The sequence below is a fragment of the Kitasatospora sp. NPDC050543 genome, from assembly GCF_044457565.1.
Classification (GTDB): domain Bacteria; phylum Actinomycetota; class Actinomycetes; order Streptomycetales; family Streptomycetaceae; genus Kitasatospora.
This window is the reverse complement of the sequence record NZ_JBITGZ010000032.1, coordinates 1-12,298: the sequence shown is the minus strand read 5'-3', so window position 1 is coordinate 12,298 and position 12,298 is coordinate 1. Positions and strand designations below refer to the sequence as shown.

At 73.4% G+C, this 12,298-nt stretch carries 12 protein-coding genes and 1 tRNA gene; 5 read left to right on the top strand and 8 right to left on the bottom strand.

Translation table 11 applies throughout. From position 1 onward, the window contains the following. Nucleotides 1–25 precede the first annotated feature (25 nt). Nucleotides 26–322 (bottom strand): SCO5918 family protein, encoded by a 297-nt coding sequence (locus ACIBH3_RS29045; RefSeq protein WP_396315069.1) that lies wholly within the window; start codon nt 320–322, stop codon nt 26–28. A gap of 291 nt (nt 323–613) precedes the next feature. On the opposite strand from ACIBH3_RS29045, the gene ACIBH3_RS29040 reads away from it, so the two are divergent. Beyond that, nucleotides 614–817, top strand: a complete 204-nt coding sequence (locus ACIBH3_RS29040) for a cold-shock protein (protein ID WP_396315068.1) — start codon at nt 614–616, stop codon at nt 815–817. 115 nt (nt 818–932) lie between these two features. On the opposite strand, the gene ACIBH3_RS29035 is transcribed toward ACIBH3_RS29040, so the two are convergent. Further along, a complete protein-coding gene (locus ACIBH3_RS29035) occupies nt 933–1,934 on the bottom strand; it encodes an NADP-dependent oxidoreductase (RefSeq protein ID WP_396315067.1) in 1,002 nt (333 codons plus the stop codon). 109 nt (nt 1,935–2,043) lie between these two features. Here ACIBH3_RS29035 and ACIBH3_RS29030 point away from each other — a divergent pair, with 109 nt between their 5' ends. Next, nucleotides 2,044–2,988 carry a LysR family transcriptional regulator gene (locus tag ACIBH3_RS29030; RefSeq protein ID WP_396315066.1) on the top strand — a complete coding sequence of 315 codons (945 nt, stop codon included), beginning with the start codon at nt 2,044–2,046 and terminating at the stop codon, nt 2,986–2,988. A 133-nt stretch (nt 2,989–3,121) separates the two neighbouring features. On the opposite strand, the gene mug is transcribed toward ACIBH3_RS29030, so the two are convergent. From mug to ACIBH3_RS29005, 5 genes are all read right to left on the bottom strand, one after another. Then, entirely contained in the window at nt 3,122–3,703 is a 582-nt protein-coding gene (gene mug / locus ACIBH3_RS29025) for a G/U mismatch-specific DNA glycosylase (RefSeq protein WP_396315065.1), read from the bottom strand. Nucleotides 3,704–3,761: 58 nt separating this feature from the next. Then, the gene (locus ACIBH3_RS29020) at nt 3,762–5,102 is read right to left on the bottom strand and encodes a DUF2254 domain-containing protein (protein WP_396315064.1); all 1,341 of its coding nucleotides are present in this window, start codon (nt 5,100–5,102) and stop codon (nt 3,762–3,764) included. 117 nt (nt 5,103–5,219) lie between these two features. Then, nucleotides 5,220–6,260, bottom strand: coding sequence for a phosphatase PAP2 family protein (locus ACIBH3_RS29015; protein WP_396315063.1), 1,041 nt, complete (start codon nt 6,258–6,260; stop codon nt 5,220–5,222). Between the two features lie 133 nt (nt 6,261–6,393). Next, nucleotides 6,394–7,749, bottom strand: coding sequence for a dipeptidase (locus ACIBH3_RS29010; RefSeq protein ID WP_396315062.1), 1,356 nt, complete (start codon nt 7,747–7,749; stop codon nt 6,394–6,396). Nucleotides 7,750–8,023: 274 nt separating this feature from the next. Next, on the bottom strand, nt 8,024–9,262 hold the full coding sequence (locus tag ACIBH3_RS29005) for an MFS transporter (RefSeq protein ID WP_396315061.1): 1,239 nt from the start codon (nt 9,260–9,262) through the stop codon (nt 8,024–8,026). Between the two features lie 249 nt (nt 9,263–9,511). Here ACIBH3_RS29005 and ACIBH3_RS29000 point away from each other — a divergent pair, with 249 nt between their 5' ends. Further along, the gene (locus ACIBH3_RS29000; RefSeq protein WP_396315060.1) at nt 9,512–10,126 is read left to right on the top strand and encodes an ArsR/SmtB family transcription factor; all 615 of its coding nucleotides are present in this window, start codon (nt 9,512–9,514) and stop codon (nt 10,124–10,126) included. Between the two features lie 30 nt (nt 10,127–10,156). Then, nucleotides 10,157–10,627, top strand: coding sequence for a hypothetical protein (locus ACIBH3_RS28995; protein ID WP_396315059.1), 471 nt, complete (start codon nt 10,157–10,159; stop codon nt 10,625–10,627). Between the two features lie 620 nt (nt 10,628–11,247). Here ACIBH3_RS28995 and ACIBH3_RS28990 read toward each other — a convergent pair. Beyond that, nucleotides 11,248–11,736, bottom strand: coding sequence for a YajQ family cyclic di-GMP-binding protein (locus ACIBH3_RS28990; RefSeq protein WP_396315058.1), 489 nt, complete (start codon nt 11,734–11,736; stop codon nt 11,248–11,250). Between the two features lie 215 nt (nt 11,737–11,951). Between ACIBH3_RS28990 and ACIBH3_RS28985 the strand changes: the two genes are divergently transcribed. Next, nucleotides 11,952–12,032 (top strand) — tRNA-Tyr (locus tag ACIBH3_RS28985). The last annotated feature ends 266 nt before the right edge of the window (nt 12,033–12,298 follow it).

Genomic DNA, 12,298 nt, shown 5'->3' with positions numbered 1-12,298 from the left:
CGTCCCGGGTGGCCCGGGCGGCGGATCAGGACTGATCGGCCTCGGGGGCGTTCAGGAAGTCGGTTGGGAGCTCGGGCTCGGCGGCCGGGGGCGCGGTGCGGCAGGTGAAGCCGAGCCGCTGCATCGCCCGGTAGACCTCGGCGGCGCTGAAGTCGCGGCGGTCCTGGCGGGTGATGATCGCGCCCACCTGCTTGACGGGGTACCAGCGGCGGCCGATCCGGACGGCCTCCGCGAGGGCGGGCTCGGGCTTGATCCCGCTCATGGCCGCCTCCACCTCGTTCGCCTGGAGGTAGAACGAGCGGCCGGCGATGGTGGAGCGCATGATGCCTCACGGGGGTGGTGTTGGAGTGGTCCTCTAGTAGTCGAGCGTCGCACATCGGGGCCTCGCGGCGCGAGACCTGGATTTTTGCTCGACGTCCCATCGCTTTCGGTCCGGACCGTGCTACTGTCGATACCAGTTGCAGTTTTGGTTCCCATGAACTTATGTGTGCGCCTGCTGGTGGGGCGCACTTTTTGTTTTTTGCCCGGTGTTTTCCGGATGGGGCAAATCAGTGCGACGACAGGGTGGCCCGCGAGGTGTGGGTCACTGGCTCTGCCCCCGAGGGAGATCAATATGGCTACCGGTACCGTGAAGTGGTTCAACGCCGAGAAGGGCTTCGGCTTCATTGAGCAGGACGGCGGCGGCGCCGACGTCTTCGCCCACTACTCCAACATCAGCGCCCAGGGCTTCCGCGAGCTCATCGAGGGCCAGAAGGTGCAGTTCGACGTCACGCAGGGCCAGAAGGGCCCGCAGGCGGAGAACATCACCATCCTCTGATGGTTGTGCCGAAGTACGCGGTGTGAACCGCTTGGCCGTGGGGCCCGCAGTCTTCTGCGGGCCCCACGGCTGTTTTCCGCCTCCGGGGGCACGGGGTACCCGATCGGGGCGGGGCTCAGGTCGCCTCGGAAACCTGGACGATCATCTTTCCGGTGTTCGCTCCGCGCAGCATGCCGAGGAACGCGTCGACCATGTGCTCGAAGCCCTCGACCACGGTCTCGTCGGGCACCACCCGGCCCGAGCGGATGTGCGGCACCAGGAATTCGTACAGTTCGTCCCGCACGTTCATGTGGTTGCGCACCAGGAACCCCTCCAGTCGCAGGCTCTTGCCCACCACGTCGTACAGGTTGCGCGGGGCGACGGGCGGCTCGGTGCTGTTGTACTGGCCGACGGCGCCGCACCAGGCGATCCGGCCGTGGTCGCGCAGCGCGCTGATCGCGCCTTCCAGGTGTTCGCCGCCGACGTTGTCGAGGTAGACGTCGATGCCCTGCGGTGCGGCGCGGTGCAGCAACTCGCCGACCGGGCCGTCGTGGTAGTCGAAGGCGGCGTCGAATCCCAGCCGCTCCGTCAGGTGCTTCACCTTGGCCGGGGAACCGGCGCTGCCGACCAGCCGGCCCACGCCCAGCAGCCGTGCGATCTGCCCGGCCGCACTGCCAACGCCGCCCGCCGCGGCCGAGATGAAGAGGTCCTCGCCAGGCTGCAGCCGGGCGATCCTGGTCAGGCCGACGTACGCGCTCAGGCCCGTGCCGCCGAGCACGCTCAGGTGGGCGCTGAGCGGCACGCCGGGCAGCACCGGCAGCAGGCGGGTCGTCGACGGGTCCACCACGGCGTGGGTCCGCCAGGAGTGGCCGTGCCAGACGAGGTCCCCGACCGCCAGCGCGGAGGTCCGGGACTCGATCACCCGGCCGATCGAGCGCCCCTCCAGCGGTCTGTTCAACTCCCAGCCGCCGTCCATCTCCTCGCGCATGTAGGGATCGACCGAGAGGTAGATGTTCTCGACCAGGGCGGTGCCCTCGGCCGGCACCGGGCGGCTCTCCTCGACGAAGGCGAAGTGCTCGGCGCCGGGCATGCCGTGCGGGCGCGACACCTGGTGGATGGCTATGGACGTACCGGTCATCGTGAGCTCCTGACGAGGTGCCGGGGGGAATGCCACCACCGTAGGAAGCCCGCGCGGGCCCGGGCAGGGGGCGCCGTCGATGGATGCCGGTGTTCCATGAATCCGGTTCATGGAGCGGGGTAGATTCGCACCCGTGATCGATCTCGCGCCGCACGAGCTGCGCATCCTGGTCGCCGTGGAGCGTGAGCAGGGGTTCACGGCCGCGGCGGCGCACCTGGACCTGACCCAGTCCGCCGTCTCGCACGCGGTGCGCAGCTGCGAGCGCAAGCTCGGCGCGGTGCTCTTCGAGCGGGGCCGGTACGGCGCGCGCCCCACGCCCGCCGGTGTGCGGGCCGTCGGGCATGCCCGACGGATCCTGCGACTGCTGGAGGCGATGGCCGCCGACGTCCGCGGAGCCGAGAGTGGCACGGTCGGCGGGACGTTGCGGATCGCCGCGTTCCGCAGCGCCGCCGCCCACCTGCTGCCGGCCGTGCTGGCCCGGCTGGCCGTCCGCCACCCGGAGCTCTCCCCGCAGGTACGGATCGTGCGGGAGCTGGGCCGGGGAACGGCCGGGGAGGTGGCCGACGGCCACGCGGACCTCGGTATCGCGACCCTCGGCGACGCCGGAGCGGCCGTCCCCGGGCTGGTCACCGCCGCGCTGTTCGAGGAGTCCTACGCGCTCGCCCACCCGCAGGGGCATCCGGGGCCGCGCGCCCTGCCGCTGGTCGACTGGGACGAGAACTGCAGCTCCTACACCCGGCAGTGGTGGGCCGAGCAGGACTGGATCCCGCCCGCCACGATCAACGTCGCGGACGACACGGTGGTGCTGTCCCTGGTCGAGAAGGGCATCGGCATGGCGATCATGCCCAGGCTCACCCTGATCGGTGCGCCGGTGGGGCTGGCCGTGCAGGACCTCGGTCCTCGGCCGCCGACCCGTCAGGTGGGGTACGTCACCACCCCTGAGCTCGCTCGTACCGCCGCGGTGCGGGCGGTGATCCGCGAGCTGCGCTCGGTGCGGCTGCCGGCCGGCCTGACACCGGTGGCGCGCCGGGCGGCGCCGAGTGAGGGTGGGTGACGGGGGCGACGGTTGTGGCGGTTGTGGCGGGGAGGGTGGTCGCGATGGGGGTTGCGGCGCGGGCGCTTGAACGGGAGCGCCGCCTGTCCCCGTCCGGCCTGTCCCCGTCCGGCCTGTCCCCGTCCGGCCTGGACTAGTCCAGGGCTGGGTCGAGGGCTTCGCGCAGCTTGCGGAACTCGGCGGCGAGGGAGTCCAGCGTGTAGTGGGCGTTCAGGCCGCTGGGGTTGGGCAACACCCACACCTCGGTCTCGCCGAGCCCGTCCGGCTGGCGTCCCACCGTGGTGCGCGGCCTGCCGAAGGCCGTCCGGTACGCGCCGATGCCGAGCACGGCCAGCGCCCGGGGACGCAGCCGGGTGACGCGTTCGGTCAGGGCGGCGCCGCCCGCGCGCAGCTCCTCCGCCGTGAGATCGTCGGCCTTGGCGGTGGCGCGTGGCGCGACATTGGTGATGCCCAGGCCCAGGGTCAGCAGCTCCTGCTGCTCGTCGGGGCGCAGTTGGCGCGGGGTGAAGCCGGAGCGGTGCAGTGCGGGCCAGAAACGGTTGCCGGGGCGGGCGAAGTGGTGCCCGGTCGCGCCGGACCAGAGGCCGGGGTTGATGCCGCAGAAGAGCACCCGCAGGCCGGGTGCCGAGACGTCGGGGATGGTCGTGTCGCGGGCGGCGGCCAGCTGTTCGGCGGTGGGCCGGGCTGCGGTGGTGGGCCGCGGTGGGGTCTGCACCCGCCCAGTCTGCCCCGGGCGGGAGGCGGCCGGGGCTGGACCGCCGGGAAGTCTGCCGTCAGGCCAGACCCAGCCGGGTCGCCAGCTCGCGGACGGGCACCAGGTCGGCCGGCTGGCGCACGCGCGCCTCGGCGTCCAGGAGCACCAGCCGGACCTGCCCCGTGATCGCCGCCCGCCGGCCGGGCTCGGCGACGACCGAGGCGGCGGCGCCCAGCAGCTTCAGCAGCGCCAGGCAGACGGCCGGCTCCGAGCAGCCGTAGCGGCGGATCTGACCGCAGGCGAGATCCAGGTACTCGGCGAACCCGGGCCCGGCGGAGCTCACCCGGAGCACGCCGGTCCGGTCCGGGCAGCGGGTGTCGCCGAGCGGGAGCACGCCCAGGGCGCAGACCAGGCCGGTCAGCCGGTCCAGCACCTGGACGGCGCTGTACGGGTCGTTGATGGCGGGCGACAGGGTGCGCAGTGCGATGTCCACCAGCTGGCGCATGCCGAAGGCGGTGTCCTGCTGGAGGGTCCGCTCGGGGCCGATCTGTACGGCGTGGTGGAGCGCGCGGGCCAGCGCGTGCCCATCCCGGGGCGCCCCTCCGCCCCTGGACCAGGCCAGAGCCAGCGGCCCCACACCGGCGACCACGTGGTCGCCGACCCGGGCCACGACGGCGATCACCGCGTCCTGCTCCGCCACCGCCTCCAGCAGCCAGGCGGGGTGGACGGTCTGGACGTAGCCCGAGCGCCAGGCGGTGAGCTCGACCGCGCCGGGCGGCGGGGCGGGCCCGCGCCGGTCGAAGGCCTCCTCCGGTGCCATGTCCGGTGCCTTGTTCGGTGCCGGTGCCGACGCCGTCGTGGGCAGCCCTCGCGTCGTGTTGCGTGCGACGGTGGTCATCACGGTGTCGATCTGGATCGAGTGCGCGACATGGTGGATGAAGTACACCAGCATCCCCAGGCTGACGAAGACCAGCACGATCGCCCCGGTGACGGCGATCCGGGGGAACTCGGGGTCGTTCTTGTCCGCGGCCACGCCGACCGTGTACAGCCCGGCGGTGCTGTACGCGAAGGTCGCGACGAAGACGGCGAGGACGACCTGGTTCGGCCGGTCCCGCAGGAAGTTGCGCAGCAGCCTCGGTGAGAACTGGGTGGAGGCGACCTGCAGCGCGACGATGGTCAGGCCCAGCACCAGCGCGATGACCGTGACCATGGTGGACGCGATGGCGATCAGTACCTGGCGGGCGTCGTCCGCCGTCCCGGCGAAGGCCAGCGGGTGCAGCCAGGAGTCCGTGGGGACCCGGACGCGCGACAGCGCGCTGCCCGCGGCGAGCGAGAGCACCACGGCGATGCCCGGGAGCACCCAGAGCGCGCCCCGCAGGTACTCCCCGAGGGCCTCGCCCCTGGCCCGCATCGGACGCATCGCCACCTCCCGCGACGGGTCCTCCCATCTTCGCCGATCGCCCGGCGCCCGACATCCCGGGCGACGGCGGCCGGCTGCAGCCCGCCCTGCCCGGCGGTGCTCGGTGCGCGGCCGCCCTCAGCGCCGAGGGTCCGTCGGCGTCGGCGCCGGCTCTGCTGCTGATGTCGGCGCCGTCCGGGCCGCCCGCCGTCCGAACAGCCGCGGCACGCCCCAGCAGATCAGCGCCGCGTACGCCCAGCCGACCACGATGTCCACGATGAAGTGCTCGCCGCCGTACACCAGGGTGAAGGCCATCGCGGCGGGGTAGGCGGCCAGCAGCACCCGGACCGGCCGTGAGGCACGGGGCCAGAAGTACAGCGCCAGCATCATCGGGTACGCGGCGTGCAGCGAGGGCATCGCCGCCACGTCGTTGGCGAACTCGCTGCCGTTCTCGAACACCGAGGCGGCCCGGGGCAGGCCGCTGCCGTTCAGCACGTCCCACACCACCCGGGTGTGGACGGGCATGTGACCCTCCTGGGCGGTCAGCCACGGCGGGTCGGCGGGGTACAGGATGTACGTGGCGAAGCCGACGAAGGTCAACGTGAGGTACAGCGCCAGCAGCTGCCGGAAGCGCGTGTGGTGCCGGCGCCACAGCACCGCCAGCACGATGAAGACGACGAAGAAGTGCGACATGTAGACCGCGACGGCGGCGTAGTCGTACCAGTGCGGCAGCCCGGGCGTGTACAGCCAGTGCTGGAGCCGTACCGTCCAGGTCTCACCGCCGCCGAGGAAGGTGTCGATGTCCAGCTGCGGCTGGTACCGCACCGGCCACGGGGTGTGCGCCCCGTACCCCCGCAGCAGCGAGTACGTCCAGATCACGGCCATCACCGGCACCCAGTCCCGCAGCACCAGCAGCCAGCCGCGCCACCCGCCCCCACCGTGCGCCGCGCCCGCGATCAGCGCGCCGATCAGCCAGACGAACACCATGTCGTTGGAGTACGGCAGCCCGTACGTCAGCAGGTACCAGCCGAGTGCCAGCAGGTAGCCCGGCCAGGCCAGCAGCCGCAGTCGACCTGCGCCGGTGGGCGCGTTGCGGGCTCTGGCCAGGCCGGACGCGTGACTGCCGGTGGGGGCGTCGCCCGGGCCGGGCCGTGCGGGAGCGGCACGCAAGTCGGTCATACCGGATGAAGTTAGCAAGAGATTCTTTAAGAATTCTCTGGACGAACCACGCCTCGCCCAGGAACCCCTCAGGTGCCGGAACCGAGCGCGGGCGGGGTGTCGCCGGGGAGCCGTCCGGCACGGCCGGTCACCGTCAGGATCGGGCGGTGCGGGCGTAGTTCCGCAGGAACAGGGCCTCGACGTGGGCCATGTGCTCGATCTCCCCCGGGTCGACGCTCTCGTCGGGGGCGTGGATGAGGCAGCCGGGCTCCTCGACACCCATGAGGATGATCTCGGCCTCCGGGTACGTCCGCGCGAGGACGCTGCAGAGCGGGATCGAGCCACCCTGGCCGAGGAAGGACATCGGCTTCCCGTAGACCTCCCGCATCGCCTCGTCGAGCGCGGTGTAGGCGGGCCCGCCGGTGGCGGCCCGGAACGGCGCGCCCGTGCCCTCCGGCTCGACGGTCAGCCGGGCGCCCCACGGCGCGGCGGCCGTCAGATGCTCGGTGAGCGCCGCCAGGGCCGCGTCCGGGTCGGTCCCCGGCGGCACCCGCAGGCTGACCCGGGCCCGCGCGGTGGCCGGGACGGCGGACGCGGAGCCGACCACCGGCGGGCAGTCGATGCCGAGCACCGTGACGGCGGGCCGGGCCCAGAGCCGGTCCCCGACCGTCCCCGAGCCGGTGAGGGACACCCCGTCGAGCACCCCGGCATCGGCGCGGAACCGCTGCTCGTCGTACCCGACGCCGCTCCAGCTGCCTGTGCAGTCCAGCCCCTCGACGCGGGTGCCGCCGTCGGCGTCGCGCAGCGAGTCGAGCACGCGGATCAGGGCGGCCAGCGCGTCGGGGGCGGGCCCGCCGAACATCCCGGAGTGCAGGTCCCCGCGCAGGGTGTCGACGGTGACCAGCACGTTGGCCAGACCCCGCAGCGTGACGGTGGCGGTGGGCAGGCCGACCGCGGCGTTGCCGGTGTCGGCGATCACCAGCGCGTCGGCGTGCAGCTCGCCGGCGTTGCGCAGCACGAACTGCTCCAGGCCGCCGGTGCCCTGCTCCTCCGAGCCCTCGGCGACGAACTTCAGGCCCACCGGGACGTCGTCGCCGAGCGCCCGCAGGGCCGTCAGATGCATGACGACATTGCCCTTGCAGTCGGCGGCCCCGCGCCCGTACCAGCGGCCTTCGCGCTCGGTGAGCACGAACGGCGGGGACGTCCAGGCCTCGTCGTAGAGCGGCGGCTGTACGTCGTAGTGGCAGTAGAGCAGGACGGTCGGGGCACCCGGCGGGGGCGGACGGTGGCCGAGCACGGCGTGGCTGCCGTCCGGTGTCTCCTCCAGGTGGACATCGCGCAGCCCGGCCTCGGCGAAGGCCCCGGCGACCCACTCGGCGGCCTCGCGGCACTTCTGCGGCGGGTACAGCCGGGGGTCGGCGACGGACGGGATGGCGACCAGTTCGGCCAGGTCCCGCTCGGCCCGGGGCATCAGGGCGGCGATCCGCTGGGCCAGGTCGTCGGTCGTCATGGCTCCTCCTGCGGGGCTGTCGGGCTGTGGCCTGGCGGCCGGGTGGGGCTGCGGGGCTGCGTGCATCCGTGGCCCGTGTGGCCCGTGTGGCCCGTGCGACCGGTGCGGTCGGCGGGGCCCACCGGGGCCCGGTGGCGATCCCGGCGCGGCGGCATCTCCGAGCCCGGCGTACACCGACCGCGCCTGGCCAGTTCACCCGTTCGCACCCATCGCCGCATGCGGCGCGCGCCCGCACGGGTGAGGCGGGCGGGGCCCCGCGCCCGGCCCTGGGCCTTCAGGCGGGCCACGCGGCGTTGCGCAGCGCCCGGTTGTGGGTGGCGGGGAGCAGCCCGGCGACCAGCAGAGCGGCGAGGACCGTCAGTGTGGCGGCGGGCGCCAGGTGGTCGAGCAGCAGGCCGCTGCCGAGCAGCCCGGCGGGCATCCCGAGCATCAGCACGGTCATCGTCGCCGCGACCACCCGGCCGCGCAGGTCCTCGGCGACCTGCTGGAAGACCAGGAGGTCGATCATCACCCGCAGCGCCGGCACGCCGAGGCCGACGGCCGCCAGTGCGGCGAAGACGGTCACCGCGCCGCCGGGCAGCAGCGGGGCGAGCAGGAGCGGGACGCAGAGCCAGGCCACGCCCAGCAGCAGCCGGCCCGGCCCGGCCAGCCGGTGCAGCCGGCCCACCAGGAACGCCCCGGCGATGGCGCCCACGGCCTCGCCCGCCAGCGCCAGGCCGATCCCGCCGCTGGACGTGCCGTGCCCGCGCAGCAGCACGATCATCGGCAGCAGCATCGCCGATCCGGTCAGGTTGATGCCGAACACCACCGCGAGCGTGGAGCGCAGCGTCCGGTCGCCCGCGAGGTGACGGAAACCGGCCAGCGCGCCGCCCCGGGCCGGCCCGTCGCCGGACCCGGCGTCGGAGCGGGCCGGGAGCCGGACGGCGCAGGCGGCGGCGAGCGAGAGCAGCGAGGCCAGCGCGGTGCCCACGAAGGGAACGGCCCGGCCGAGGCCGAACAGCAGCCCGGCCAGCGGAGGCCCGATGAGCCCAGCCGCGCTCATCCGCGCCTCCTCCTGGGCGAGGGCCTGGCGCAGCTGCTGCGGCGGTACGACCGAACGGAGGGCCAGCATCCGGGACGGGCCGCCGTACGCGATGCTCCCGCCGATCACCACGGCGACCAGCAAGGTGTGCACCACGGTGAGCCGGCCCAGCCAGAGCGCGAGCGGCACGCTCACGGTGGCCAGCAGCCGGACGCTGTCGACGATCATCAGGACCCGGCGGCGGTCGTACCGGTCGGCCGCGGCGCCGCCGTGGATGCCGAAGACCAGGCTCGCGCCGATCTGTAGCGCGCCGAAGGCCCCGGCGAGGGTGGAGGAGCCCGTCATCGCGAGCAGCAGCAGTGGGTACGCGGTGTCGGCGATCTGGGTGCCGAGCATCGAGGTGGCCGCGCCGCCCCAGAGCGCCTGGAAGCGGAGGTTGCGCCACAGCGGGACCACCTGCTCCGCCTTCCCCACCTGCTCCGGGGATGCCACCCGCGCCACCTGTGCCACCGGTTCCGGGGGTGCCACCGCCGCGCCCCCGGTCTGCTGCGCCCCGCCGAGTTCCGGCCCGCCTCCCGTGCCCTGCTCCTGCTGAGACCTCTCCCGCGCCCTGTCCACCGGAGCCCCCGTCATCGCCATCCCCGCCCACCCCTTGCGTTCGCGCAACCGTTCACGTATTCGTAAATGATGGCCCGACAGTGATTGATTGCGCAAGGGTGGATGATCTGCGAAGGTGGGCCCGTGGTCGAGAGAGTCAAAGAACGCCAGGTGGACGACGTAGCGACGATGAAGGCGCTGGCCGATCCGGTCAGGCTGGCCATCCTCGGCGCGCTGATGGGCGGCGAGAGCAGGGAGCTGACGGTCAAGGAGATCGCGGCCGCGCTGGAGGAGCCGCAGACCAAGCTCTACCGGCACGTCAAGCAGCTGGAGAGCGCGGGCCTGATCGTCGTCGCGGGCACCCGGCTCGTCTCCGGCATCGTCGAGAGCCGCTACGCCGCCGCCCAGGACTCGCTGCGACTCTCGCGGGAGCTCTTCGCGCAGGACTCCGCCACCCGCTCCAGCGCGCTGGAGGCCGTGTTCGCCGCGATGGACCGGGTCCGCGCGGACTTCCGCAGTCAGCTGCTCAAGGGCCGGGTCGACTTCAGCGCGCCCGGCGACGGTTCGGCCGGCCCGCCCGTCGTGTTCGCCGACTTCGCCCTGCGGCTCAGCCCGCACCGGCTGGTCCGGCTGCGCGAGCAGCTGGGCGCGCTCCTCGAAGAGGTGGCGGCCGAGGGTGCCCACGCGGGCGAGGAGGCGGTCGACGTCACCCTGCTCAGCCTGCTCTACGCGGTGCCCCAGACCCCAGCCGGTGACTGAGCTGTCACAGGCGCAGGCGAGGATGGTCCAATGTCCTATCAACTGCAGGCGCTGATCGGTCAACTGGAGCTGATCACCGTGGTGGCCGCCGAGGTCCCCGCCGCCCGGCCCGCCCCGCTGGGCCAGGGCCTGGCCCTGATACCGGCGACGAACGAGTTCCTGGACGCGGTGTCCCTGGGCTACGACGAGGAGCGGCACGGCTTCTGGTGGTTCCCCGGCGGCTTCGAACGCCGACTGGCCGCCTGGTCCAAGGCCGGCCCGATCGCCTGCGTCGAGGCCGACTACTTCGGCGGCCACGGCTCGCAGTACGCCGCCGTCTGGGCGGACGGCCTGCTCACCCTCGGCCCGCTGGAGACGGTGCTCCACGAGCCCTTCCCGCCGCAGGGCAGCCCGATCTCCCAGGCCCTGCGCCGCCTCGGCGCCCAAGCGCACGGCCACTGCGACGAGTTCGACTCCGTCGGCCTGCTCAGGCAGCGGCGTACGGAGGACTGGGCGGGCTGACGGGTCGTCGGCGGGGCCGGCCCCGCCGCACCCGCTTCCGCCCGGCGGGCTGCGTTCGCGGCCGCAGGAGCCACGGCCTCGGGGCCGGCTCCGGTGCGCCGCGGCGTGGCTCGCCGTGCGCAGAACCATTCGACGCACGAGGGGCGGCTGGGTCAACCGGGTGGCTCAACGTGTGGAGCTGGTGCCTCGCCTGACTCACGCCGAAAGAACCGCTTCCTACTCGCGTGCCATCTGGACGGTCGCCGCGCTGACTGCGGCCCTAGGCCCGACCACGGTCGCCGGGGTGTCCGCCACCGCCGCCGGCCCCACCGACGCCACGGCTCGGACCGCCGATCGCACCACCACCCAGAAGGCGGCTCGGACCGCTGCCCAAGCCGGGCCCCGGGCCACCGCCCAGAGTGCCGCCCAGGCCGCCGCGCGGCTCCTGGCGGAGCGCAGGCCCGGCGCCGTCCCGCGCGACCGCCATCCGGCACAAGGGCGGCCGGTGACGACTTCCCGGTCCGCCGGTCCGCCGTGCCGCCGGGCGCGGCTCGGTACTCGCACCGATGACCGGAGTCCCGGCCCTGAACTGACTCAGGGCCGGGACTCCGGTCATCGGCGCCGGACTGCTCCGGCGTGGCTCAGCGGTAGTTCACGTACTGGATCGCGAACTCCAGGTCCTTGCCCTTGAGCAGTGCCTGCACGGTCTGCAGGTCGTCGCGGCTCTTCGAGCTGACGCGCAGCTCGTCGCCCTGGACCTGGGCCTTCACGCCCTTGGGGCCCTCGTCGCGGATGATCTTCGCGACCTTCTTGGCGTCGTCCTGGGAGATGCCCTCCTTGATGTCCGCAAAGATCTTGTACTCCTTGCCGGACAGCTGGGGGTCGCCCGCGTCCATCGCCTTCAGCGACAGGCCGCGCTTGATGAACTTGTCCTTCAGCACGTCCAGGATCGCCTTCACGCGCTCCTCGCCGTTGGCCTTCATCTCGATCTTCTCGCCCGAGCGCTTGATCTCGGCGCCGACGTTCTTGAAGTCGAAGCGGGTGGCGATCTCGCGCGAGGTCTGGTTGATCGCGTTGTCGACCTCCTGCCACTCGACCTTCGAGACGATGTCGAAACTGGAGTCGGCCATGGGTGTTGGTCTCCTTGATGCTCTGGCTTCACTGACACGACCCGCCCCCACGGGACGGCCGCCGCCCAAGCCTATCCAGCGCCGCCCCGCGCCCGCCCCCGACAGCCACGCGCCGCCCTTGATCATCGCGTGACCAATCGAGTGGCGGACCACCCCCTGTCATCGGGTATCGTTTACGACGTCGAACGGGGCGAGCCCCGCGAGACACAATCCCTGGCTGGTTGCCCGAGCGGCCAAAGGGAGCAGACTGTAAATCTGTCGCGCAAGCTACGCAGGTTCGAACCCTGCACCAGCCACCGGATAACGGAAGCGGGGGCCCCCCCCCCGGCCCCCCCGCCCACGGGGGGGGGCGGCGGGGCGCGGGGGCGGGGGGGGCGGGGCGGCGCCGCGCGGGGCGGCGCGGGCGGGGGGGGGGCCGGGGGGGCGCCCCCCGGGCCCCCCCCCGGGCGGGGCCCGGGGGCCCCCCCCCCGCGCCCGGCCCCGGGTGGGAGCCGCACCCGGAGCTCCGTAACCGGAGCATCCCGGCGCCCCACGGCGTACTCGCAGGTCAGAGGGGGTTCGA

Coding starts and splice junctions, on each gene's coding strand:
- ACIBH3_RS29030 (WP_396315066.1), top strand. CDS start 2,044: ATGGAGCGGGGTAGATTCGCACCCGTGATCGATCTCGCGCCGCACGAG.
- ACIBH3_RS29040 (WP_396315068.1), top strand. CDS start 614: ATGGCTACCGGTACCGTGAAGTGGTTCAACGCCGAGAAGGGCTTCGGC.
- ACIBH3_RS28990 (WP_396315058.1), bottom strand. CDS start 11,736: ATGGCCGACTCCAGTTTCGACATCGTCTCGAAGGTCGAGTGGCAGGAG.
- ACIBH3_RS29045 (WP_396315069.1), bottom strand. CDS start 322: ATGCGCTCCACCATCGCCGGCCGCTCGTTCTACCTCCAGGCGAACGAG.
- ACIBH3_RS29035 (WP_396315067.1), bottom strand. CDS start 1,934: ATGACCGGTACGTCCATAGCCATCCACCAGGTGTCGCGCCCGCACGGC.
- ACIBH3_RS28995 (WP_396315059.1), top strand. CDS start 10,157: ATGTCCTATCAACTGCAGGCGCTGATCGGTCAACTGGAGCTGATCACC.
- ACIBH3_RS29015 (WP_396315063.1), bottom strand. CDS start 6,260: ATGACCGACTTGCGTGCCGCTCCCGCACGGCCCGGCCCGGGCGACGCC.
- ACIBH3_RS29020 (WP_396315064.1), bottom strand. CDS start 5,102: ATGCGTCCGATGCGGGCCAGGGGCGAGGCCCTCGGGGAGTACCTGCGG.
- ACIBH3_RS29010 (WP_396315062.1), bottom strand. CDS start 7,749: ATGACGACCGACGACCTGGCCCAGCGGATCGCCGCCCTGATGCCCCGG.